Consider the following 20,882-nt stretch of genomic DNA (forward strand, 5'->3'; position numbering starts at 1 on the left):
ACACCTTCCCTAAACTTTTCATAAAGCAGAATCTAAATTCCACAAAGCGGAAACTAAGGCCAAGCACGAAGGCAGCAGTCAAGCAAACCGGAAGATAGATCAAAGCCCCTCCTCGGAAGGACCTACGATGACGTACACAGTGAACTGCTCCATCCTCCTGACTGAACTGCCCTTGCTCGAGCGCCCCGCCGCCGCGAAGGCAGCCGGTTTTGACGCCGTCGAGTTCTGGTGGCCCTTCGCCACTTCGGTTCCCACCGACAAAGAGACAACAGAGTTTGAAACCGCCATCAAGGACGCCGGCGTTCAGCTCACGGGCCTGAACTTCAACGCCGGTAACATGCCCGGTGGCGATCGCGGCCTGGTTTCCTGGAAGGGACGTTGCTCCGAGTTCAAGGACAACATCGACGTCGTAGCCGGCATCGGTGAGCGCCTGGGCTGCAAGGCCTTCAACGCCCTCTACGGCAACCGCCAGGACGAGTTCACCCCTGAAGAGCAGGACGAACTCGCGGCAAAGAACCTCGCCGCAGCAGCTGAAGGCGTCGCCCGCATCGGCGGCACCGTTCTCCTCGAGCCGGTCAGCGGCGCACCCAAGTACCCGCTCCTCACCGCCGAAGACGCACTCAAGGTCATCGCCCGCGTCAAGGCAGAATCCGGCGCACAGAACATCAAGCTCCTCGCCGACTTCTACCACCTGGCAGTCAACGGCGACGACGTCGAATCCGTCATCGAGAACCACGCCAAGGACTTCGGCCACATCCAGATCGCCGACAACCCCGGCCGCGGCGCTCCCGGAACCGGCACGCTCCCCCTCGGCGAATGGATCGCCCGCAGCCGCGAACTCGGCTACGACGGCTACATCGGCCTCGAGTACAAGGAACCGCAGGAATCGGCTTTCAGCTGGGCCATCCGCCAGCGCGCCAACGCCAACTAAGCACCGTGCGCCCAACTAAGTAGCAGCAGTGCGCGTTTAGAACGCTCAAAACGCGCACTAATGCGACCTAGTTGGGTAAGCACACCCGGGTTAAAACACACACAGACTCCCCCAGAAAGAGAACCACAATGAGCAACGTTGCAGTCATCGGCCTCGGAATCATGGGCCTCCCCATGGCCATCAACCTCGTCAAGGCCGGCCACACGGTCACCGGTTTCAACCGCAGCCAGGACAAGATCGACAAGCTCGTCTCCGAGGGCGGCCAGGGTGCCACCAGCATCGCGGACGCAGTCAAGGACGCCGACGTCGTCATCACCATGGTCCCGGACTCCCCCGATGTTGAGGGTGTTGTCAGCGGCAAGGACGGCGTCTTCGCCAACGCGAAGAAGGGCACCATCTGGATCGATGCATCCAGCATCCGCCCGGACGTCGCCAAGCGCCTCTCAGATGACGCAGTAGCAGCCGGCATCCGCCCGCTCGATGCACCGGTATCAGGTGGCGAACAGGGCGCAATCGACGCCGTCCTGTCCATCATGGTCGGCGGCGAAGCTGCTGACTTCGAGGCAGCACAGGATGTCCTCAACGCAGTAGGCAAAACCATCGTCCACGTCGGCCCGTCCGGCTCAGGCCAGACCGTCAAGGCTGCAAACCAGCTGATCGTGGCCGTCAACATCCAGGTCCTCGGCGAGGCCATCGCCTTCCTTGAGGCCTACGGCGTAGACACCGACGCAGCACTGAAGGTCCTGGGCGGCGGCTTGGCCGGCTCCAAGGTCCTCGAGCAGAAGGGTCAGAAGATGCTCGACCGCAACTTCGACCCCGGCTTCCGCCTGGCCCTCCACCACAAGGACCTCGGCATCGTCACCTCCGCAGCCCGCGAAGCCAACGTCGCTGTCCCGCTCGGCGCAGTCGTCGCCCAGCTCGTCGCCGCAACCGTCAACCAGGGCGACGGCGGCCTCGACCACTCGGGCCTCTTCAAGCAGGTCCTCCAGCTCAGCGGCCGTAAGTAAGCCCAAAGGCACCTAGCAACACAAAGCAGGGAACCCGCCGTCGTACTTAAACGACGGCGGCTCCCTCACCACACCCAAAAACACCACAGACTTCGCCCGAAAGGGCAAAAAACAAGGAGTACACCATGGCAAAGATGCGCACCGTTGATGCGGCCGTAGCCATCCTGGAAAAGGAAGGCGCAACCGAAGCTTTCGGTCTGCCCGGCGCAGCGATCAACCCCTTCTATTCAGCAATGCGTGCCCACGGCGGCATCCGCCACACGCTGGCCCGCCACGTTGAAGGCGCCAGCCACATGGCTGACGGTTACAGCCGCGCAGCTGATGGCAACATCGGCATCTGCGTCGGCACGTCGGGCCCTGCTGGCACGGACATGATCACCGGCCTGTACGCAGCATGGGCGGATTCCATCCCCATGCTCTGCATCACCGGCCAGGCACCCGTTGCCAAGCTGCACAAGGAAGACTTCCAGGCAGTGGACATCGAGTCCATCGCCAAGCCGTTGACCAAGTTCGCCATGACCATCCTGGAGCCGGGCCAGGTTCCCGGCGCGTTCCAGAAGGCGTTCCAGCTGATGCGTTCGGGTCGCCCGGGCCCGGTCTTGCTGGACCTGCCCATCGACGTTCAAATGGCCGAGATCGAGTTCGACATCGACGCCTACGAGCCCCTGCCGGTGGAGAAGCCCAAGGCTTCCCGCAAGCAGCTGGAAAAGGCTTTGGACCTGCTGACCGCAGCCCAGCACCCGCTGATCGTTGCCGGTGGCGGCATCATCAACGCCGGCGCTTCGGCCCAGCTGGTTGAGCTGGCTGAGATCCTGAACGTTCCTGTTATCCCCACGCTGATGGGTTGGGGCGCCATCCCGGACGACCACCAGTTGATGGCCGGCATGGTTGGCCTGCAGACCTCGCACCGCTACGGCAACGAGACGTTCCTGCAGAGCGACTTCGTTATCGGCATCGGCAACCGTTGGGCCAACCGCCACACCGGCGGCCTGGACACCTACACGGCCGGCCGCAAGTTCGTTCACATCGACATTGAGCCGACGCAGATCGGTCGCGTTTTCTCGCCGGACCTGGGCATTGCGTCCGACGCCGGTGCGGCGCTGGACGGTCTGTTGGAGCTGGCTCGCGAACGCCAGGCAGCAAAGACCCTGCCGGACTACTCGGGTTGGGTTGCCGAGTGCCAGGAGCGTAAGGGCTCCCTGCACCGCAAGACCAACTTCGACAACGTGCCCATCAAGCCGCAGCGCGTGTACCAGGAGATGAACAAGGCCTTCGGCCGCGACACCACCTACGTGTCCACCATTGGTCTCTCGCAGATCGCCGGTGCACAGATGCTGCACGTGTTCGGTGCCCGCAAGTGGATCAACGCAGGCCAGGCCGGCCCGCTGGGTTGGACCGGTCCCGCCGCACTGGGCGTGGTCCGTGGAACCCCGGACGCCACTGTTGTTGCCCTGTCCGGTGACTACGACTTCCAGTTCATGATCGAAGAACTGGCCGTTGGCGCACAGTTCAACCTGCCGTACATCCACGTTGTGGTGAACAACAGCTACCTGGGCCTGATCCGTCAGAGCCAGCGCGGCTTCAACATGGAACAGAACGTTTCCCTGGCCTTCGAGAACATCAACAGCCCGGAGACCAACGGCTACGGCGTGGACCACATCAAGGTTGCCGAAGGTCTGGGCGTCAAGGCCATCCGCGTTGAGGACCCCAACGATCTGCCTGCCGCTTTCGACAAGGCCAAGGCACTGATGGGCGAGTTCAAGGTTCCCGTGGTTGTTGAAGTGATCCTGGAAAAGATCACCAACATCTCCATGGGCGTTGAAATCAGCGGCGTGAACGAGTTCGAAGAGTTGGCAGAAACCGCGGCGGACGCACCCACCGCGATCCTGACCAAAGCGTAAGTAAGTAAAGGAAGGAGGCACCGGAATGCGTGTTGTCATCGCCCCGGACAAATTCAAGGGCTCGCTGTCCGCGCCCGACGTCGCCGAGCACCTGGCAACAGGACTGCTGGCGGGGTTCGGCCACGGTATTCAAGCAACACGCATTCCGGTGGCCGACGGCGGCGAAGGAACCATCGACGCCGCCATCGGCTCCGGCTTCACCCGCCGGACCACCACCGTCACCGGCCCGCTCGGCGAGCCGGTGAAGGCCGACTTTGCAGTGCGGGACCAGGAAGCTGTCATCGAAATGGCGGCAGCTTCCGGTCTCGCCCTCCTCCCGGACGGCCCCACGTCCCAGACGGCCAAAACCGCAACCAGCATCGGAACGGGCGAACTCATCCGCGCCGCGCTGGACCTCGGCTGCCGCAAGATCATCCTGGGCGTGGGCGGCAGCGCCAACACCGACGCCGGCGCAGGAGTCCTCCAGGGCCTCGGCGCCGTCTTCCTGGACGAGAACGGCAACGAGCTTCCCGGCGGCGGTGCCGCCTTGGCTCAGCTGAACAGCATCGACTTCTCCAACTTCGACGTCCGCGTTGAGGCTACCGAGTTCGTGTTGGCGTCCGACGTCGACAATCCCCTTTTGGGGGCCAGCGGAGCTCCAGCCATCTTCGGTCCGCAGAAGGGCGCGACGCCGGACGACGTCGCCGAGCTCGACAAAGCAGCAAGCCACTTCGTCGACGTCCTCGCAGCCACGACCGGGCAACATGCCAAGTACGCAGCCAAGGCAGAAGGTGCTGGAGCGGCAGGCGGCGTTGGCTACATTGCCATCGCGGCACTGAAGGCAGAGCGGCGGCCCGGCATCGACGTCGTGCTTGAATTCACTGAGCTGGAAGAACGCCTGAAGGGCGCCGATCTGGTGATCACCGGAGAGGGCAGCCTGGACGAGCAAAGCCTGCTCGGAAAGACCCCCATGGGCGTCTCCCGTGCAGCGCAGAGGAACGGGGTTCCCGTGATCGCAGTGTGCGGCCGGAGTACCCTGAGCCGTGAACAACTCACGGACGCCGGCTTCCACACGGTCCACGCACTGACCGATCTGGAAAAAGATGTCCAAAAATGTATCGCTGAAGCAGGTCCGTTGCTTGAACAATTAGGTAAGCACATAGGCGTGTACCTGGCGGAACGGACCGAAAACAAGGAGTACCTCAATGTCTGAAGCAATCGGCGCCTATGACCTCGTTATCCGGGGCCAGCGCATCCTGACCACCGCCGGCCTCGCGGCCCGCGAAGTTGGCATCCGCGACGGCATCATCGTCGCCATCGAACCCCTGGGCAACGGCCTGACGGGCAACGAGGTCATTGAACTCGCAGACGACGAAACCCTCATCCCCGGCCTGGTGGACACCCACGTCCACGTCAACGAGCCCGGCCGCACCGAGTGGGAAGGCTTCGCCTCCGCCACCCGCGCCGCAGCTGCCGGTGGCGTGACCACCATCATCGACATGCCGCTGAACAGCATCCCGCCCACCACCAGCGTGGATGGCCTGGAGCAGAAGCGCGTGGTCGCCAAGGACCAGGCTTTTGTGGACGTCGGATTCTGGGGCGGTGCCATCCCGGGCAACAAGAGCGACCTCCGCCCGCTGCACGACGAAGGCGTTTTCGGCTTCAAGTGCTTCCTCCTGCACTCCGGCGTGGACGAGTTCCCGCACCTAGATGCGGACGAGATGGAAGAGGACATGGCTGAGCTCAAATCCTTCGACTCCCTCATGATCGTCCACGCCGAGGACTCCCACGCCATTGACCGCGCCCCGCACCCCGGCGGCGACCACTACGAGACCTTCCTGGCCTCCCGCCCCCGCGGCGCCGAGAACAAGGCAATCGCCGAGGTCATCGAGCGCGCCCGCTGGACCGGCGCCCGCGCCCACATCTTGCACCTCTCCTCCTCCGACGCGCTGCCGATGATCGCCTCAGCAAAGCGCGACGGCGTAAACCTCACCGTTGAGACGTGCCCGCACTACCTGACGCTCATGGCCGAAGAAATCCCCGACGGCGCCACGGCTTACAAGTGCTGCCCGCCCATCCGTGAGGCCTCCAACCGCGAGCTCCTCTGGAAGGGCCTGCAGGACGGCACCATCGACTGCATCGTCTCGGACCACTCTCCCTCCACACTCGATCTGAAGGACCTGGAGAACGGCGACTTCGCAGTAGCTTGGGGCGGCGTTTCGTCCCTGCAGCTGGGTCTGTCCCTGATCTGGACCGAAGCCCGCCACCGCGGCATCCCGCTGGAACAGGTGGTCTCCTGGATGGCCGAGAAGCCCGCTGCCCTTGCCCGCCTGCACAACAAGGGCCAGCTCGCCCTGGGCTACGACGCCGACTTCTCCATCTTCGCCCCGGACGAAGCCTTCGTTGTGGACGTCACCAAGCTCAAGCACAAGAACCCGATCACGCCGTACGACGGCCGTCCCCTGGCCGGCGTCGTCCGCAAAACCTACCTGCGCGGCACCCCCATCGACGGCCAGAACCCCGGCGGCAAGCTGCTCCGCCGCGGCAACGTTTAGGTCAACCGTCATGGCAGTCAATGCCTACGGGCCACCACCGTCGCGAGGACCCGCAGCCCGCGGCTCCTCCGCGCGGCGGCCTGGCGTGAACGCGCGCGGCATGGCCGCACACGGGCTGGCCCTTTGGGTCAACCCGGCCGACGGCGACGAGATCGATCCTGAAGTTTGGGAACGGGCGGCACGCCTAGTGCTGGCCCGTGCCATGAAACTTGCCCCGGAGGCGGAAGTCCGCATCTGGCCCGCCACCGGGGCAGAGCACTCCGGCGTCGGCGACACTTCCTGGGGCGGCACTCCGCAGGAAGCCGCCGACGCCGGTACCAACCGTCCGGATTCAGCAACGGTAACGCTCGCCGATGCCCTCGCGGAGGCCCGTTCCGAAGCCCTCGCTGACGGAAATTCCTCCCCCAACGGACAATTCACCAGCGCACGCGAGGGTGATATGTCCGGCGGAGGGGGACGCACCGAAGCGGGCGGCAGCACCGCCGTCGAGCCCGTAACGTTGGCGAGCCGCCGCAGCCAACTTGCGGTGGACCTCGCCGCTGAAGTAGTGCTGCTGGACGGCGAGCCGGTTGCCTTTACTGGCATGGAATACAAGCTGCTCCGCTACCTCGTGGTGAACTGCTCCCGGGCCATCAGTCGTGAAGAATTGCAACGTTTTCTGGAGTCATTTGACCTCCCCGGCGCGGCATTTCGCTCGATCGACGTTTATGTTGGAAGGGTGCGGCGGAAGCTAGGCTCCGCCCGACACACCGTCGCCACCGTCCGTGGTGGCGGCTACCAGTTCGTGCCAGGGCCCTATGCCACAGTGCGCGGACCTGCGGAATACAGCATCTAAGTTCGCTGTTGTAAAAGATCAACGCCCCGCAATTTGCATGACCGCTGTTGTTTGAAATGAAGGCCGGCTGTTTGCCGGTGAAACGTAAAGGATCGCCATGACCCAGAAACTCCTCGTCGGAACGCAAGCACCTGATTTCGCGCTTCTCGACGCCGACGGCACCAAGGTCTCGCTGTCCGATTACCGCGGACGCAACGTCATTGTGTACTTCTACCCGAAGGCAGCCACCCCCGGCTGCACCACCGAGGCTTGCGATTTCCGCGACAACCTCGCCAGCCTGCAGGGCAAGGGCTACGAAGTCATCGGGATCTCCCCGGACGCCCCGGAGGCACTGTCCAAGTTCACGGGCGAGTTCGCCCTGACCTTCCCGCTGCTCTCCGACGAAGACCACAAGGTTGCCCTCTCCTACGGTGCATGGGGCGAGAAGCTGGTTGACGGCGAGATCGTTGAAGGCCTGGTCCGCTCCACCGTTGTCCTCGACGGCGAAGGCACCGTGAAGCTCACCCAGTACCAGGTTGCAGCTCAGGGCCACGTCCAGGCGCTGCGCGAAGAGCTGGGCGTCTAACCCTCTCTCACCTCCCGCGTGCTTGAGCCGAACGCTCTTCCACTTCCCTAGGGCTTGAGCGAATCCCTCTCTCACATAACTGCACAAAATATGTAACGCCCGCCCACATTTGTGAGCGGGCGTTTCATGTGTCGTGACTAAACGTGACAAATACCCAGCAGCATTAGTTAATGGAGCCATGGTCTCTCCCCCGCCCGTACGCCACGCTGTCGTCGTCGAAGACGACGCTGACATCCGCGGACTACTTGTTCTCGTCCTCGAGCAGCTCGACTTCGTGGTGACCGAAGCGCCCGACGGTCACTCCGGCGTCGAGGCTGTCCGTAAAACCAACGCCGAATTAGTGACGCTGGACATCAACCTTCCGGACATCGATGGCATGGAAGTCTGCCGCCGTCTCCGCGAATTCTCTGACGCATACATCCTCATGCTCACGGCCCGGGCCGATGAGATCGACAGGCTCAACGGCCTGGACACTGGCGCGGACGATTACATCAACAAACCGTTCAGCCCCAAGGAACTCCAGGCCCGCATCCGCGCCCTGTTCCGCCGCGCGGCCCGCACGCCGGCAGCACCTGCCGAGGACACCGGGCAGAGCGACGAACTCGCCCGCGCAGCGGTGGTGCAGCAGAGCCTCCTGCCGCGCGAAACGGTCCGCCTCAGCGGTTACGACGTCGCTGGCGCCTTCCGCCCTTCGCGCAGCGTCGGCGGGGATTTCTACGACTGGTACCAGACCCGCGACGGCATGCACCTGACCTTCGCCGATGCCATGGGCAAGGGCATGGGCGCAGCACTCATCGCAGCAACGGTCCGCGCCGTGATGCGTTCAGTTGCGGACACCCCGGAAATCGACGCCGCGTTCGGCTCGGCCAGCGCCACCATTACCTCTGACCTGGACCAGTCCGGATCCTTCGTCACCATGTTCCATGCAAGGCTGGACAGCGCCTCCGGGACACTGAGCTACATCGACGCCGGTCATGGCCTTGCGCTGCATGTTCCCGCTGAGGGGGCGGCGAGGAGGCTGGTCTCCTCAGGCCCGCCAGTTGGCATCCTGGACGATCAACAGTGGCCTGCTTCCGAGCTGGAACTTGAGCCCGGCGATTCCCTGGTGATCGTCAGCGACGGCGTGCTGGATGCCCACAATTCCTTGGAAGAGTTTCAACGCAACGTGGAGAAGGTGGCGCGCAACGGGGCTACCTCGGACGACGTTTGCGCCGCCCTGCTCGAGTTGGCGCCTGCATCAACCGCTGAAGATGACGTGACCGCCGTCGTCGTTCGCCGAAAACCAAACGCAGCACTGTAAACAGCAAAAAGGGGGGATTTTGTGACACGTTTCTGGACTCGGCTGATCGTTGTGCTGACGGTCATTCTGGGCGTCAATTATGTGGCGTGGCGCTGGATGGCCTCGCTGAACTGGGAAGCATGGTGGATCGCCGTTCCGTTGGTGATCGCCGAGACGTACAGCTTGATTGACGTCATGCTTTTCGGGCTGACGGTGTGGAACATCAAATTCCGCAAGCCTCCTCCCCCTGCCCCGGCCGATGCCACCGTGGACGTTTTCATCACCACGTACAACGAGCCCCTGGATCTGGTGATGACCACGGCCCTGGCCGCCAAGAACATCACTTGGCCGCACAGCACTTGGATCCTCGACGACGGCGACCGGCCAGAGATGCGCGAACTCGCCGAGTCGAACGGGATCGGTTACGTGACGCGAGGCGCGGAGTGGACGCCGGACATGCCGCGGCACGCCAAGGCGGGCAACCTGAACAACGCCCTCATGGTCACCTCGGGTGAGTACCTGTTGATTCTCGACGCCGATCAGATCCCCGAGCCTGACATCCTGGACAAGACGCTGGGCTACTTCAACGACGACAAAGTGGCGCTGGTCCAGACGCCGCAGTACTTCATCAACGTCCCCGCCGACGATCCCCTGGGCAGCCAAGCCCCCCTGTTCTACGGCCCCATCCAGCAGGGCAAGGACGGCTGGAACGCCGCCTTCTTCTGCGGATCCAACGCGATCCTCCGCCGGGAAGCCCTCATGCAACTGGGTTTGGTGGGCTACGTCAAAGCCACTGAGAAGAGCGTCCGACGCGCCCTCGCTGCCTCCCGCACCGCCATCAAGAAGGCCCGGCGCTCACCCGAGGCCGAGAACCCGTTGGTGGAGCAGATGCTCAACCAGGTGGAGGCCGCCACGGAATCCGCGCAAAAGGAACTCGAAGCCGGCGCGTCCCTCAGCGAAATCACGTACCGCGTCCGCCGCCAAGTGGATGACGCCGTACGCACCCTCGTGGCCGCCGACTTCTCAGCCCTTCAATCGGACCTCGAAGAGATCGCCGCCATGGAGCTCGCCCACGTCGGCGAGTCGGGCGTGACCACTGTGGCGAGTGACGCCGTCGACCGCATGTCCGGTCGCGACTGGTCCCCGCTGGGTGCGCTCGAATCGGTTCACGCCGTCCTCGACGCCATCTCCGTGGAGCGCACCGACGAAGCCCAGCCGATCATGCCGCTGGCCACCATCTCCGTCACGGAGGATATGGCCACCGCCATGCGCCTGCACGGCTTGGGGTGGAAAAGCGTGTACCACCACGAAATCCTCGCCCTCGGGCTGGCCCCTGAGGACGTCAAGACCATGCTGACCCAACGCCTCCGCTGGGCCCAAGGCACCATGCAGGTCCTCCTCCGCGAGAACCCGCTGGTTCAGCGTCGGCTCACCTGGGGCCAGCGCCTCATGTACTTCTCCACCATGTGGACCTACCTGAGCGGTTTCGCTGCCGTGGTCTATTTCGCTGCGCCCATCATCTACCTGACGCTGGGCATCCTCCCGGTGAACAGCATCAGCTTCGACTTTTTCATCCGTTTCATCCCGTTCATGGTGGTGAACCAACTCCTCTTCCTGGTGGCTGGCCACGGGATACCCACCTGGCGCGGGCAGCAGTACAGCCTCGCGCTGTTCCCCACCTGGATCAAGGCCTGCACGACGGCGGCGCGGAACGTTTGGTTCGGCCGTCCCCTCGGGTTTGCGGTCACCCCCAAGGCCCGGCAGAGCGGCGGACCCAGTTGGAGCCTGATCCGACCCCAAATCATTGTGGCGGTGCTGCTTGCCGTTGCGTTGGTTGTTGGTCTCATCCGGCTTCTGGCTGGAATGTCCGAGCCTTTGGGCACACTGGTGAACGTGGCATGGGTTGCGTTCGACCTCGTGGTCCTGAGCGTTCTGGTCAAGGCAGTTTTGTACAAGGGTTTTGAGCCTGAAGTTGTTGGGCCGGAGCGCCCCGAGGAGAGGAATGCAAATGCAGTTTAGCTATGAGGTCAACGACTCCTACGCGGAGGTGAAGAGCGTGGGCCGGCTGAACATGGTGGCCGCGCCCAAGCTGCGCGAAGTAGTGAATGAGGTTGTGGCGGGTGGGTCCAGCCGGGTCGTGGTGAACCTGGCAGAGACCGACTTCATGGACTCCTCCGGGCTCGGTGCACTCATCGGTTGCCTCAAAGCCGCACGTCAGGCAGGCGGGGACCTCCGGATCGCAGGCGTTCAGCCACAGGTCAAGATGGTTCTGGAACTGACCAACATGGACAGGGTACTCACGGCCTACCCAACCGCCGAAGCCGCGTTCGGCGATGACTGAGGTAATAGCCCACCGGGGCTTCCACGGACCGTCCAACGAGGAAGCAATCGAAGCTATCCACAACGAGCTGGACGCCCTGTGGGACGACGCCTCCTTTGTGCCGGACATGGACCGGATGACCTTCGCTACGGCCGTGATCGAGGCTGCCGCCAACATCGTCCAGCACGCCCTTCCCGTGGCAGAGAAGCCCGTGGAAATCGACGTGGACATCAGCGTCCGCCCCACCCGGTTGATTGCGCGGGTCAGTGCTTACAACGCCCGCGAGCCGTTCGCCAACGACATGCAGGCTTCAATGCCGGATTCGGATGCCGAGTCCGGTCGTGGGTTGGCGCTGATCGAGGCCTTGGTGACCACCGTGACGTTCGAACGCCAGGACGGCACCAACACGTGGATCCTCACCCGCAACACCTGACCCTCTCTCACCTCCCACCTGCTTGAACCGAACCCTCTGTCACCTCCCACCCGCTTGAGCCGAACGTGAAGTGCAACGGGTTGTTCTGCCCATGGCCAAAGCGCAACAGAGCGTGACAGCATTCGGTGAGATCCGCCGTCGGGCGCCTAATGAAACTGGGGAACCACATGAACCGCCGCATGCACCGTAACGCTTGGGCGCTGGCCGCTGCCCTGGCCGTGGTGACTGTTGCTGCAGGCTGCAGCAACACCCCCGACGACCCCAAACGGGAGCCCAGCACAGCGCCGCCCATTACTGCCGAGCCTGGCCAGGTCGCCGAAAGCGCCGCCAAGTACAACGCCCTCACCACCGAGCTTGTTGCCGCCCTGGAAGCCAAGATGCCGGCCATCACCTGGACCGTGGATGATCCGGCGCGCTTGAGCCGCGCTCAGGACGGCAGATGCTTGCTCTCCCCACGGAGCATGAAAAGCAGCGCAGACATCGTGGCGCCCTCCAAAAACTTTGAGGACGTCTTCGCCGCAGCCGATCCAGTGCTGGAAAAGCACGGCTTCCCTGCCTTCGACGGAACCGACCCCGTGCCGGGTGGATGGGTGGTCACCCGCAGCACGGATGCCGCGGGCGCCACGGTGACCATCGAATCAAAATCCCCGGCCTACCTCAGCGTCACTGTTCCGGTTCAGTCCGAGAAGTGCGATTCCAACGAAATTCCTCAGGGGGACAGATAAATGCCCGGATTCTACGGAGCTGATATTGCCCAATTGCGGGCACTCGCCAAGACCATGTCGCGGCATTCGGAACGGATGACCTCGCTGTCCATGGAGTTGGGCAACCTCATCAACAACGCTCCGTGGGATGGCCGTGACGCCGTGATGTTCCGCGCCTCGTGGGACTCCCAGCACCGTCCCATGCTGAAGAAGATCTCCAGCGAGCTGCAGAACCAAGCCAAAGAGCTGATCCGCAATGCCGACGAGCAGGACAAATCCAGCTCAGGTTCCTCCGGCTCTGACCGTTCCGGGCGGGGAGACTCGAACCCTCCCGGCGACCCTGGGCCACTGGATCCGGATAAGCCCGACGTCGATGTGCCCGGCGATGTCCGCGACGACCCCGACGCCGGGGACCCCAGCGACATCAATCAGGGACAGATTGGCGACTGCTGGCTGTTGGCCGGCATCGGTTCGGTGGCCCAGGTGCTGGAGCGCGAAGGCAAACTCGACGAATTCTTGGAAGAGCACATGCGTCCCGTGGGCGACCCGCCAACGCACTGGGTTGTCACTCTTTACGAAGATGGCGAACCCGTGGAGGTCACTGTGGAGGCCAAGTCGGTTGACGGCGGAGTCCGCGGCGCCGACGGCGAACCCAACTGGCTTTCCATCTACGAACGCGCGGCAGCTGAGCACCGCGGCGGCTCCTATGACGACATCGACGGCGGTTTCAGCAACGAAGCCATGGAGCTGATGACCGGGCAGTCCGCTGACAAGGACGGCGAGCTGAACTTTGATGACATCGAGGACAAACTCTCGGACGGCCAAGCCATCTCCGTGGGAACTGAAGACGTCAAAGACGACGACTTCGACTGGGTCTGGGAGTCCGACGAAGTCAACCGCACCGACGTCGTGCCCAACCACGCGTACGTTGTGGTTGATGTGAAAACCAACGACGACGGCGAGAAAGTCATCGTCCTGGCCAACCCGTGGGGACCCTCCGGCGGTTACATGGAAGGCGACGACGACCTCAAGTCCGGCACGCTGGAACTGACCGAGGATGAGTACAAGGAAAACTTTGACTCTGTCTACTCCGTGGACGTGAAGTAAGGATGGCCGTGGAACAGCTCGTAACAGTCAAGCAAGGCATGCAGCCCACCTTCGACGGCGTCAAGGTGGGCGTGGTCAAAATCGGTATCGCCGACGGTGCTCCCGCCATCCAATTCTGGATCCGGACCGCCGAGCAGCAGCGAAAGCAGGCCTTCCGCGAGGGCCAGTCGATCACCCTTCCGGGTGCTGGCCTGCTGACGGTCACCTCCATCCAGCCCGCCGAAGGCAGCACGGCAGCCACCGCCACACTGACGTACGACGCCGGTCACGTCACCGATTGACCGCTGGCCGCCGGCGCGGACCAGCTGGCGCGGCAGTTCCGTGCGTCGACCTGCGACATAATTCGCAGAATACGGAGGTTTTCCCGTGCGGGTGGCATCATGGCATTAGTTTGGGGAATGCGACAAGTTCGCCGGAACCAAAATAATTTTGTGGTGCGTTTGAAGAATCGGGGATCTTTTGAAACAAATTACTTTTGGCCTAAAAGCTGCACTGGTGGTTGCCGCGGCGATCGCAGCCTCGTCATGTGCAGCACCCCCGGCTGCCACTCCTGCTGCGCCCAGCCAGGCCGAATCAACATCTTCCAGCCCGGACGCAACGAACTCTTCAGATTCCACCGTTAGTCCTAGCCCAACGCCGTCCAAAACCCCGTCTTCTGCGCGGCCAACTCCCACCAGCTCATCTGGTGCGACTGCTTCGTCCGGACCCGTTGCCACGGAGAAAGCGGGCTCGACCTTGTCACTTTCAAACTTCTTCGAACCTGAAAGCAACTGGACAGAGAACCGCTATGACGTCGCTGACAAATCCGGCGTTAGCGGTATGGCCACCACAATCAGTGGCTATGGGGACGGGCCCACCCTTGAGTTGCGGCTGGCCAATAACTTCACAACATTAACCTTTAACGTTGGCCAAGCCAATGATTCCAAATCTTCGGACAAGGTACTCGTGGTCAGGGTTGTCGGAAACGGCAAGCAGTTGGATGTCCGGAAGGTCCCTTTCAACACCATTCAAGAAATCTCTGTTCCGGTAGTAAATGTCAACGCGCTAAAGATCGAGTTGTCGCTGGAAGAAACGCCCAACCGGGATTCAAAGTCAGTCTCGGCTGTAATTTCTGACGTCACCCTCGACTGAGACCCGCAATGAACATCCCCACCCCACCCGGGCGCTCCCCGAGCAGCAACAAGAAAAAGGAGTCGCGCGTCAGTTTGGGGACCATCGCAGCCGTAGCGACCATTGGCGCGCTGATAGTGGCCATTGCTACTTTTGTACTGCAATTCTTCGGACCGTCCTGGGGAATCGGAGCCAACATCACCCCGCAAAGCTCCTCGTCAGCGAGCGTTGTGGCGGAAAACCGGGACACTCCGCCCTCCGGAACCAGCCGGGATGCTCCGGCTTCTGTGCCCAGCGCAGCTCAAGGGCTCTGCCTGGACGAGTCCTGGAACAAGGCCTCGTGCGACAGGGCACACTCAGCAGAGTTGATTTCCACCGAGGGCCCCTGCGATCTGCAGGCCGTTACCCGGTTTGCAGGAGGTAACATTCCCGAGGACACTCTGCGCCCTGACCTTGTTCCCACAACGCTTGATGGAGTGGGCTGCGTGGTGACTTTGCCGCCAGGGCTAGCCACGACTATCCAGAATGGCCTTTCCAACCAGGACCATGCTGCCCTCAGGCAATGTTGGGATCAGTTCTCGGACCGAGATGTCAGCTGCGATAAGGCTCACACGGCCGAAGTCGTGTACTCCGGCCCTGGGGCAGAATCAGGGAGTTGCCGATCCCGCGCGGACACTTACACTCAAAATGCCTTCAGCCGTTACGAGGCAAAACTCGAGGTACTCTCAAGAGATTCTGGGGAGACGCTGAGCTGCCTTGTACAGATCAGGGGAAGCAACGAATTAACCGGATCACTGAAGAATCTCGGTGCCAAGGCGCTCCCCCTATCCCCCCGGGGATAGCCTCCAAGCCGGCGGGACGTGAGAGAGGGATCCACTCAAGCACGAGGGATGTGAGAGAGGGTCAGGCCTTGGCGATGGCCTCTTTCAGCGCGCCGAGCACCAGGGTCACGGAGGCGCTGTTGGCGTTCGGGCCCATCATGCCGATGCGCCACACTGTGTCCGCGAACTCCCCCACACCTGAGCCAATTTCCATACTGAAGTTCTCCAGAAGGTAAGCGCGGACGGCAGCCGAGTTGACGCCGTCGGGCACTTTGACGGTGGTGAGGCTCGGCAGTCGGGAGCCCTCGGCTGCGAAGAGTTCCAGTCCCATGTCCTGCAGGCCGTTCTGCAACGCAGCGCCGGCTGCGCGGTGCCGGGCCTGCACAACGTCCAGCCCTTCGGCGAGGATGCGGTCCAAGGCAGCTTCGAGGCCGGCGATCATGGTGACCGGCGCGGTGTGGTGATACGTCCGGGCACCACTGGCCGCTCCGACGTACCCGCCGAGCAACCCGATATCGAGGTACCAGGAGCGTGGGTCTTTGATGCGACGCTCAAAGGCGCGGTCAGACACCGTGAAGGGCGAAAGTCCCGGCGGTACGCCCAGGCATTTCTGTGTTCCGGCGTATCCGACGTCGATTCCCCAGTCGTCTGCCCGGAGTTCCAGCCCGCCGATGGAGGTGACGGCGTCGGTTATCAACAGCGCGTCACCCTTGCCTGCGCCGAGGGCCGCGATGTCGGAGAGCACGCCTACCGACGTCTCTGCATGGACGGCGGCGATGACTTTGGGGTTCGGATGCGCGGAGAGCACCCGGTCAGCGTCTACCGGCTGGCCCCATTCGTGATCCACCCGGACCACCGTTGCTCCACAGCGCCGGGCCACCTCACACATTCGCACGCCGAAGAGTCCGTTAACAGCGATGACTGCCACGTCGCCGTCGGACACCGTGTTAACGAAGGCCGCTTCCATGCCGCCTGAACCGGTGGCGCTCAACGGAAGTGTCCGCGCGTTGGACGTACCCCACACAGTCCGGAGGCCCTCGCAGGTGTGGTCCAGCCGCTCGATGAACACAGGATCAAGGTGGCCGAGCACGGGGTAGGCCAGGGCGGCCATGGCTTCGGGGTAGCAATTGCTCGGGCCAGGACCGAACAGGAACCTGGACGTCAGAATGTGCTGCATGTGCGAACTCCTTCAGCTGGTTGAGGTCATTCTGCCCCAGCGGGCTGTGTGGAGCGAACCAGACGCGCCCCGGCAAGCTCGTTGAGGCCCCGGCGCCGATCCATCCACCAGACGGCAAGGGCGAGGAGCGCGAAGACTGCACCCAGCACGCTGGCACCGGTCCAGCCCCAGGCATCGAAGACCGGTGCAACGGCCGCTGCTCCCACGGCACTTCCCACCGAGTAGAACACCATGTAGCTGCCGATGATGCTGCTGGCCGACTCCTCAGCGCCCGCCACGATCATGGTCTGACTGCTCACGTGGACGGCCTGCACCGCGGCGTCGAGCACCACGATGCCGGCGATGAACCAGAGCAGCGACCAGTTTCCCAGGGACAAAGCGAGCCATGAGCCCAGGAGCGCCGCCAAACTTATGCCGGTGACCTGTTGTCCCCATCCACGGTCCGCCGCAGCACCAGCCTTGGACGCAGCCAAGATGCCCACCAGGCCGGCCAGCCCGAAGAGCCCGATCACTCCCGGCGGAAGGTTCCACGCGGGACCGCTGAGCAGAAGCGACATGCCGCTCCACAGCACCCCGAAGGACGCGAACAGCAACATGGTGATGAGGGCACGAGTCCGGAAGACGGGGTTGCGCCGCGTCAGGATTGCCACCGACGAAACGGCCCGCCAATAGTTCGCCCGCCCTCTTACGGCATGATCCCGGGGAAGGGCGCGGAGGACCGTCAGCGACAAAATCACGGCAGCCACTGCAGCGAAAACATACACCGACCTCCACCCCCACAGCTCGGTCATACCACCCGCCACGGTCCGCGCAAGGATAAGGCCACTCACGACGCCGGCAGTGACGGTACCGATGTTTCCGCCCCTTTGGTCCGGGGTACTGGATGCGGCCGTGTACGCCACGATGGTCTGCACCACGGATGACGCCAACCCCAGAACTGCGAAAGCAAGCAGCAAGGTTGCCTGGGACGAGGCAAGGGTCACGGCACCTGCACCCACGGCACTGGCCGCCACCTGGATGCTGATGAGAATCCGGCGGTCCACCAGGTCTCCCAGTGGCACCAGGAGGACCAGTCCGAGGAGGTATCCGGCTTGGGATGACGCCACAATCCAGCCGATGCTGGCCACGGAGATACCCAAGCCGGCCCCCATGCGTTCCAGAAGAGGCTGCCCGTAGTAGATGTTGGACACCATGAACCCAGCTACGACGGCGAGCAGCAGCAGAAGGGCACGGCTCATTCCATGAGTGGATGTGGTGATGTGGTCATTGCTCATGGCGAGGGCCTCCGGAATTTGGTTTCGATATGCAACCATTTGAGCCTATGGCAGAATGGTTTCATGTTGCAACCAAGCGGAGTCGAGTGGACCGATCCCGAATGCCCCGTGGCCAGGGCAGCCGATCTGGTGGGCGACAAATGGATTCTGCTAATCATTCGCGACTCACTGGACGGGAAACGTCGCTTCTCGGAATTCGAGAGGTCATTGGGAGTGGCGAAGAACATCCTCTCGGACCGCCTTCGCCTCCTCGTGGACCGGGGGATCCTGATCAGAATCCCCAATGACCGCGGCACTCGGAGCGAATACGAGCTCACCAACGCGGGGCGCGAGCTCTTCACACTGATCCTCAGCCTCCGGCAATGGGGCGAACGCAACGCCTTCAGCGCCAACGAAGGTCACTCCACCCTCGTGGACCCCGCGACAGGTAAGCCGGTCCCCCAACTGCGCCCGCTCCGCGAAAACGGTGCGGAGCTCGCGCCGGAACAGACACAGCTGGTCAAGGTTGGCGAATCCCTTTCGTAGAGCCAACAAGGGATCCCCCAAGCCCAAACTGCTAAGGTTACTCACCAATACTGAGGCCGCCACGGATAGGGGACGAGAGTGACGACTGAAGGAAAAGCCGAAGGTAAAACTGCCGGAAAAGGTACGCCCGAGCAGGGCGTCACCGGCGAAGTGAGCCAGGACCGGTTCGTCGCCGGCCAGGACCTGACGCGCTGGAAATCGCCGGTTGGCCGAGTGCTGGCCGGAGGCGCTGAGAAAGTCACCTCCCTGCTCGGCCCGTACGCAGCCCTGATCATCACTCTGGTTGTGGGACTTGCCATCGCCTTATCGCTGGCCCTGGTGTTCGGCGAGGTCTACGAGTCCGTGACAGAGGCGGACGGCGTTGCCGGGCTTGACGATCCCGTGCTGGCGGCAGCCAAGTCAGTGCGCTCCCCCGCCTTGGACATGGCCACCACGGCGTACACAAATATTGGTGGCACAGTTGGAATGCCCATCATCGCCGTGGGCATCATGATCTTCCTCGCCACGCGGCGGAGGTCATGGACTCCTGTGATCCTGATGCTCTCAGCCGGATTGGGATCCCTGATCATCACCATCCTGGGCAAGCCGATTTTCGGCCGCAGCCGCCCGGACATGGCCGACGCCATTCCGCCCTACGAACACTCGGCATCGTTCCCCAGCGGCCATTCGCTCAACTCGATAGTGATCGCGGGAATCGTCGCTTACCTGATCATCCTCAGGCTCAAGACCACCAAGGCGAGGGTCATCACGGTGGTGGTGGCGGCAGCATTCGCCTTCACCATGGGCCTGAGCCGGGTTTATCTGGGCCACCACTGGCTGACGGACGTCCTGGCAGCCTGGGCCATCGGCATCGCCTGGCTGGCGCTGGTCATCACGGCGCATCGCCTGTACCTGACGGTGAGAACACGGCGTCACGGCGCGATAATCTCTTGACACCAGCCCGCTCACTCGGCTTAACTGAATTACGTATGCTGAAATAACAGTTCCATGATGCGGAAGCTTGAAGCACGGGCTTCCTCCTGCACCAGCAGGGGTTCCGCATAGCCCACACCATGGATGCCAGCATTTTGCATGAGGATGACAAGCATGGAGCTTGCAGTATTCAACAGTGTTGATCGGGACGAGGCCATCAGGACTCTCACCCCTTGCCTGGACATCAGCCGCTGGGTTGAGACCATCGTGGACGCGCGCCCCTACGCCAGCGTCGACGAACTGCTGGGGCAAGCCCAGCGTGCCGCCGAGCCGTTCACTGCGGCAGAGGTGGAGTCCGCCATGGCGCACCACCCCCGGATCGGCGAACGACCCAAGGCCCAAACCACCGAGGCGGCCATGTCGCGTTCGGAGCAGGCAGGAGTGGACCCCGGCGACAACCACACAACAGCCGCACTCGCCGAGGGAAACCGGGCATACGAGGAAAAGTTCGGCAGGGTCTTCCTGATTCGCGCTGCCGGTCGCAGCGCCGAGGAAATCCTCAGTACCCTGCAGGAACGCATCACCCACACCCCCGAAGAAGAAGACACGATCGTGGCTGGCCAGCTGCGGGAGATCGCACTGCTGCGCCTCTCCGGACTGATCAGCGAAGGAGTCAACGCATGAGCGTTTCACAGGTAACAACCCACATCCTGGATACCGGTTCCGGCCGCCCGGCGGCGGGTGTCGCCGTCGTACTTTACGTCCGCGAAGGCGAGGACTGGACGCTGGTGGCGAAGGGTGAGACCGACGCCGACGGCCGCATCAAGACGCTCGGTCCGGAACGCATTCCTGGTGGCGCCTACCGGCTGAATTTCGCCACCGGCGCCTACTACGAGGGCCTCGGAACCGAAACGTTCTTCCCGGAAGTGGACCTGAACTTCACAGTTTCCGACGCCGGCGAGCACTACCACGTGCCCCTGCTGCTGAGCCCGTTCGCGTTCTCCACGTACCGCGGCAGCTAACTCCAGGACTTTGTGTACAGATAATGCCCTTAAGGTGACTCCTTAGGGGCATTATCTGTACACAAACGCGGAACGGTACGCTTGAAGGCATGGCTTCAGAGGACACCACCCCCAACTCCGCCCGCCGCGAGATCACGGTTCGCCGGGCACCCAAGTTTGTACCCTTCATGATTTTGGGAGCCGTGGTTGGTGCAATCGTGGCCGCAATCATCGCCTACGGCCGCCAAGCCGATCCCGCCTTTGATGCCGGCACCGTTTTCGGCTTCTTCCTGATCGTCTGCGCTGGCGGCGGCGTCATACTCTTCTCGATTCTCGCCCTGATCCTGGACCGCATCAGCGTCAAGCGCACCCAGCGCGCCATGGTTGAGCCCGTTCCGGATTCGGTTCCGGACGAAGGACCAGAGCACGACGACGTCCGCTAAGTC

23 protein-coding genes are annotated in these 20,882 nt (G+C 62.9%); 20 read left to right on the forward strand and 3 right to left on the reverse strand.

All coding sequences use genetic code 11. From position 1 onward, the window contains the following. The first annotated feature begins 127 nt into the window (after positions 1-127). The 15 genes from CQ020_RS11965 (at position 128) to CQ020_RS12040 (ending at position 14,747) form a co-directional block, all read left to right on the forward strand. The gene (locus CQ020_RS11965; protein WP_105692055.1) at positions 128-931 is read left to right on the forward strand and encodes a hydroxypyruvate isomerase family protein; all 804 of its coding nucleotides are present in this window, start codon (positions 128-130) and stop codon (positions 929-931) included. A gap of 71 nt (positions 932-1,002) precedes the next feature. After that, positions 1,003-1,938, forward strand: coding sequence for a 2-hydroxy-3-oxopropionate reductase (locus tag CQ020_RS11970; protein ID WP_258141859.1), 936 nt, complete (start codon positions 1,003-1,005; stop codon positions 1,936-1,938). A gap of 125 nt (positions 1,939-2,063) precedes the next feature. Continuing rightward, positions 2,064-3,839, forward strand: coding sequence for a glyoxylate carboligase (gene gcl, locus CQ020_RS11975; protein ID WP_105692057.1), 1,776 nt, complete (start codon positions 2,064-2,066; stop codon positions 3,837-3,839). 25 nt (positions 3,840-3,864) lie between these two features. Next, positions 3,865-5,031, forward strand: a complete 1,167-nt coding sequence (locus CQ020_RS11980; protein WP_105692058.1) for a glycerate kinase — start codon at positions 3,865-3,867, stop codon at positions 5,029-5,031. Further along, positions 5,024-6,373 (forward strand): allantoinase AllB, encoded by a 1,350-nt coding sequence (gene allB / locus CQ020_RS11985; RefSeq protein ID WP_026547015.1) that lies wholly within the window; start codon positions 5,024-5,026, stop codon positions 6,371-6,373. The genes CQ020_RS11980 and allB overlap by 8 nt, the downstream gene beginning before the upstream one ends. A 10-nt stretch (positions 6,374-6,383) precedes the next feature. Next, positions 6,384-7,208: a winged helix-turn-helix domain-containing protein gene (locus CQ020_RS11990; protein ID WP_105568091.1), complete on the forward strand. Its 825-nt coding sequence runs from the start codon at positions 6,384-6,386 to the stop codon at positions 7,206-7,208. Between the two features lie 97 nt (positions 7,209-7,305). After that, entirely contained in the window at positions 7,306-7,773 is a 468-nt protein-coding gene (bcp, locus tag CQ020_RS11995) for a thioredoxin-dependent thiol peroxidase (protein ID WP_105568092.1), read from the forward strand. A 178-nt stretch (positions 7,774-7,951) separates the two neighbouring features. Then, the gene (locus tag CQ020_RS12000) at positions 7,952-9,073 is read left to right on the forward strand and encodes a PP2C family protein-serine/threonine phosphatase (RefSeq protein WP_105692059.1); all 1,122 of its coding nucleotides are present in this window, start codon (positions 7,952-7,954) and stop codon (positions 9,071-9,073) included. Between the two features lie 21 nt (positions 9,074-9,094). Then, positions 9,095-11,071, forward strand: a complete 1,977-nt coding sequence (locus CQ020_RS12005; protein ID WP_105692060.1) for a glycosyltransferase family 2 protein — start codon at positions 9,095-9,097, stop codon at positions 11,069-11,071. Beyond that, complete coding sequence (locus tag CQ020_RS12010) at positions 11,061-11,393, forward strand: STAS domain-containing protein (RefSeq protein WP_105692061.1); 333 nt, start codon at positions 11,061-11,063, stop codon at positions 11,391-11,393. The genes CQ020_RS12005 and CQ020_RS12010 overlap by 11 nt, the downstream gene beginning before the upstream one ends. Then, complete coding sequence (locus CQ020_RS12015) at positions 11,386-11,805, forward strand: ATP-binding protein (protein ID WP_105692062.1); 420 nt, start codon at positions 11,386-11,388, stop codon at positions 11,803-11,805. Before CQ020_RS12010 ends, CQ020_RS12015 begins: the two co-directional genes overlap by 8 nt. Positions 11,806-11,972: 167 nt before the next feature. Then, positions 11,973-12,530, forward strand: coding sequence for a hypothetical protein (locus CQ020_RS12020; RefSeq protein ID WP_105692063.1), 558 nt, complete (start codon positions 11,973-11,975; stop codon positions 12,528-12,530). Further along, positions 12,531-13,616 (forward strand): C2 family cysteine protease, encoded by a 1,086-nt coding sequence (locus CQ020_RS12025; protein ID WP_105692064.1) that lies wholly within the window; start codon positions 12,531-12,533, stop codon positions 13,614-13,616. A gap of 8 nt (positions 13,617-13,624) precedes the next feature. Then, positions 13,625-13,897 carry a hypothetical protein gene (locus CQ020_RS12030; protein WP_146116656.1) on the forward strand — a complete coding sequence of 91 codons (273 nt, stop codon included), beginning with the start codon at positions 13,625-13,627 and terminating at the stop codon, positions 13,895-13,897. A 454-nt stretch (positions 13,898-14,351) separates the two neighbouring features. Next, positions 14,352-14,747 carry a hypothetical protein gene (locus tag CQ020_RS12040; protein ID WP_105692067.1) on the forward strand — a complete coding sequence of 132 codons (396 nt, stop codon included), beginning with the start codon at positions 14,352-14,354 and terminating at the stop codon, positions 14,745-14,747. An 882-nt stretch (positions 14,748-15,629) separates the two neighbouring features. Here the strand turns inward: CQ020_RS12040 and CQ020_RS12050 are convergent. Both CQ020_RS12050 and CQ020_RS12055 read right to left on the reverse strand, forming a co-directional pair. Beyond that, positions 15,630-16,724, reverse strand: a complete 1,095-nt coding sequence (locus CQ020_RS12050; RefSeq protein WP_105692069.1) for an alanine--glyoxylate aminotransferase family protein — start codon at positions 16,722-16,724, stop codon at positions 15,630-15,632. Between the two features lie 26 nt (positions 16,725-16,750). Further along, the gene (locus CQ020_RS12055) at positions 16,751-17,998 is read right to left on the reverse strand and encodes an MFS transporter (protein ID WP_105692158.1); all 1,248 of its coding nucleotides are present in this window, start codon (positions 17,996-17,998) and stop codon (positions 16,751-16,753) included. A 63-nt stretch (positions 17,999-18,061) separates the two neighbouring features. On the opposite strand from CQ020_RS12055, the gene CQ020_RS12060 reads away from it, so the two are divergent. Together CQ020_RS12060 and CQ020_RS12065 are read left to right on the forward strand one after the other, a co-directional pair. Continuing rightward, complete coding sequence (locus CQ020_RS12060; protein ID WP_105692070.1) at positions 18,062-18,523, forward strand: helix-turn-helix domain-containing protein; 462 nt, start codon at positions 18,062-18,064, stop codon at positions 18,521-18,523. A gap of 78 nt (positions 18,524-18,601) precedes the next feature. After that, the gene (locus tag CQ020_RS12065) at positions 18,602-19,456 is read left to right on the forward strand and encodes a phosphatase PAP2 family protein (protein ID WP_105692071.1); all 855 of its coding nucleotides are present in this window, start codon (positions 18,602-18,604) and stop codon (positions 19,454-19,456) included. A 29-nt stretch (positions 19,457-19,485) separates the two neighbouring features. Here CQ020_RS12065 and CQ020_RS24480 read toward each other — a convergent pair whose 3' ends face one another. Continuing rightward, entirely contained in the window at positions 19,486-19,611 is a 126-nt protein-coding gene (locus CQ020_RS24480; protein ID WP_258141860.1) for a hypothetical protein, read from the reverse strand. Between CQ020_RS24480 and uraD the strand changes: the two genes are divergently transcribed. The 3 genes from uraD (at position 19,610) to CQ020_RS12080 (ending at position 20,879) form a co-directional block, all read left to right on the forward strand. Beyond that, the gene (gene uraD, locus CQ020_RS12070; protein WP_024818175.1) at positions 19,610-20,119 is read left to right on the forward strand and encodes a 2-oxo-4-hydroxy-4-carboxy-5-ureidoimidazoline decarboxylase; all 510 of its coding nucleotides are present in this window, start codon (positions 19,610-19,612) and stop codon (positions 20,117-20,119) included. The two genes, CQ020_RS24480 and uraD, sit on opposite strands and share 2 nt — an antisense overlap. Next, a complete protein-coding gene (gene uraH, locus CQ020_RS12075; protein WP_062068086.1) occupies positions 20,116-20,457 on the forward strand; it encodes a hydroxyisourate hydrolase in 342 nt (113 codons plus the stop codon). The genes uraD and uraH overlap by 4 nt, the downstream gene beginning before the upstream one ends. Before the next feature lie 89 nt (positions 20,458-20,546). Then, positions 20,547-20,879: a hypothetical protein gene (locus tag CQ020_RS12080; protein ID WP_024818177.1), complete on the forward strand. Its 333-nt coding sequence runs from the start codon at positions 20,547-20,549 to the stop codon at positions 20,877-20,879. The last annotated feature ends 3 nt before the right edge of the window (positions 20,880-20,882 follow it).

The organism is Arthrobacter sp. MYb23, from assembly GCF_002979775.1.
Classification (GTDB): Bacteria; Actinomycetota; Actinomycetes; order Actinomycetales; family Micrococcaceae; genus Arthrobacter.

Bases quoted from the DNA above. Each gene is read 5' to 3' on its own strand.
- CQ020_RS12080 (WP_024818177.1), top strand. From the start codon at position 20,547: ATGGCTTCAGAGGACACCACCCCCAACTCCGCCCGCCGCGAGATCACG.
- CQ020_RS24480 (WP_258141860.1), bottom strand. From the start codon at position 19,611: ATGCTTGTCATCCTCATGCAAAATGCTGGCATCCATGGTGTGGGCTAT.
- bcp (WP_105568092.1), top strand. From the start codon at position 7,306: ATGACCCAGAAACTCCTCGTCGGAACGCAAGCACCTGATTTCGCGCTT.
- CQ020_RS12010 (WP_105692061.1), top strand. From the start codon at position 11,061: ATGCAGTTTAGCTATGAGGTCAACGACTCCTACGCGGAGGTGAAGAGC.
- CQ020_RS11965 (WP_105692055.1), top strand. From the start codon at position 128: ATGACGTACACAGTGAACTGCTCCATCCTCCTGACTGAACTGCCCTTG.
- CQ020_RS11980 (WP_105692058.1), top strand. From the start codon at position 3,865: ATGCGTGTTGTCATCGCCCCGGACAAATTCAAGGGCTCGCTGTCCGCG.
- uraH (WP_062068086.1), top strand. From the start codon at position 20,116: ATGAGCGTTTCACAGGTAACAACCCACATCCTGGATACCGGTTCCGGC.
- CQ020_RS12025 (WP_105692064.1), top strand. From the start codon at position 12,531: ATGCCCGGATTCTACGGAGCTGATATTGCCCAATTGCGGGCACTCGCC.
- CQ020_RS12020 (WP_105692063.1), top strand. From the start codon at position 11,973: ATGAACCGCCGCATGCACCGTAACGCTTGGGCGCTGGCCGCTGCCCTG.
- CQ020_RS12060 (WP_105692070.1), top strand. From the start codon at position 18,062: ATGTTGCAACCAAGCGGAGTCGAGTGGACCGATCCCGAATGCCCCGTG.
- CQ020_RS12050 (WP_105692069.1), bottom strand. From the start codon at position 16,724: ATGCAGCACATTCTGACGTCCAGGTTCCTGTTCGGTCCTGGCCCGAGC.
- CQ020_RS11990 (WP_105568091.1), top strand. From the start codon at position 6,384: ATGGCAGTCAATGCCTACGGGCCACCACCGTCGCGAGGACCCGCAGCC.
- CQ020_RS12000 (WP_105692059.1), top strand. From the start codon at position 7,952: ATGGTCTCTCCCCCGCCCGTACGCCACGCTGTCGTCGTCGAAGACGAC.
- uraD (WP_024818175.1), top strand. From the start codon at position 19,610: ATGGAGCTTGCAGTATTCAACAGTGTTGATCGGGACGAGGCCATCAGG.
- CQ020_RS12015 (WP_105692062.1), top strand. From the start codon at position 11,386: ATGACTGAGGTAATAGCCCACCGGGGCTTCCACGGACCGTCCAACGAG.
- allB (WP_026547015.1), top strand. From the start codon at position 5,024: ATGTCTGAAGCAATCGGCGCCTATGACCTCGTTATCCGGGGCCAGCGC.
- gcl (WP_105692057.1), top strand. From the start codon at position 2,064: ATGGCAAAGATGCGCACCGTTGATGCGGCCGTAGCCATCCTGGAAAAG.
- CQ020_RS12055 (WP_105692158.1), bottom strand. From the start codon at position 17,998: ATGAGCAATGACCACATCACCACATCCACTCATGGAATGAGCCGTGCC.